We start from the raw sequence: 1,413 nt of genomic DNA on the forward strand, positions 1-1,413 counted from the left end.
AGTGAAGGATTTAAGTTAATGGTAGTAAAGGAGTATCAAGAAGGTAAATTAGGATATAGGCTTTTAGCACAAAAGCATAATATGAAGGATCATACACGCATTATGAGATGGGTAAAAGTTTACGAAAAATTGGGGGAGAAAGGTTTAATGAAAAAGAAGAGTAAGGAAACTTACTCTGTTAAATTCAAGCTGGATGTATTAAGCTTTATGAAAAGAACAGGTTCTTCAGAGGTTGATACAGCCCTTCATTTTGGGCTAACTAACCCTTCTATGATAGCTTCGTGGAAGAAAGTTTTTTTGGAGGGTGGTGCCGAGGCCTTGGATAGAGCGAAAGGACGGCCATCCATGTCAGATAAAGCTAAGAACAGCGGAAATAAAAAAATTAAAGAAGAAAAAGAATTAACGTACGAACAAAAATTGGAGAGAGAAAACGAACTTCTACGTTTAGAGGTAGAATACTTAAAAAAGTTACGAGCTTTTCAGATGGATCCGAAGGGCTATCTCGAAAAGCACAAGCAGCGTTATCATTCGAACTCAAAGAAACCTTCAAATTAAAAGATGTTTTACAAATAGTAGGCATCCCTGAATCCTCCTATCATTATCATATTAAAAACATGAAGAAGGATAATCCAGACCAGGAATTGGAGAAAATTATTCAATCCATTTTCGAAGAACATAACGGAAATTATGGTTATCGTCGTGTTCATTTAGAATTAAAAAACCGTGGAATCAAAGCAAATCATAAGAAGGTTCAACGTATTATGAATAAGCGTGGGCTCAAGGGAGACAAGTTCCGATTAAAATCACGTAAGTACAGCTCTTACAAAGGTTCGACGGGGACTGTTGCCAATAACCTTATCAATCGTCGCTTTAATACAAATGTGTGTCATCAAAAATTAACGACAGATATTACAGAATTCAAGTGTTCAGACAGTGTAAAACTATATCTAAGTCCCATTATGGATATGTTTAATGGTGAAATTCTATCGTACGGGATAAGTATGCGCCCAACCTTAGAATTAGCGCTCAAACCTCTCGAGGAGGCTCTAGAAATTGTAAAAGATTCAAAGTTTAGAACAACTGTCCATTCAGATCAAGGATGGCATTATCAACATAATAAATGGGTAAAAACCCTTAAAGAAAACAAGGTATTCCAAAGTATGTCGCGAAAAGGAAACTGTTTAGATAATTCGCCCATGGAGAACTTTTTCGGATTACTGAAACAAGAAATGTATTACGGGGAAGCACTGTGCACATTTGAGGAATTAAAAAAGAGAATTGAAGAATATATGATTTACTATAATAACAAGCGTATAAAGCAAAAATTGGCAGGCATGAGTCCGGTACAATACCGTATACATACCAGCCAATTAGCTGCATAAAATAAAACTCTAACTTTCGGGGGTCACCTCA

Annotated in this window: 2 protein-coding genes; both read left to right on the forward strand. The window is 36.1% G+C overall.

The window, feature by feature from the left end; all coding sequences use genetic code 11:
- On the forward strand, positions 1 to 555 hold a 555-nt coding region (locus V7124_RS25790; RefSeq protein WP_335494750.1), incomplete at its 5' end, for a helix-turn-helix domain-containing protein.
- A complete protein-coding gene (locus V7124_RS25795) occupies positions 456 to 1,382 on the forward strand; it encodes an IS3 family transposase (protein WP_335409715.1) in 927 nt (308 codons plus the stop codon). The genes V7124_RS25790 and V7124_RS25795, both read left to right, overlap by 100 nt.
- The last annotated feature ends 31 nt before the right edge of the window (positions 1,383 to 1,413 follow it).

It is taken from the genome of Neobacillus niacini, from assembly GCF_036961885.1.
Taxonomy (GTDB): Bacteria; Bacillota; Bacilli; order Bacillales; family Cytobacillaceae; genus Neobacillus; species Neobacillus niacini_H.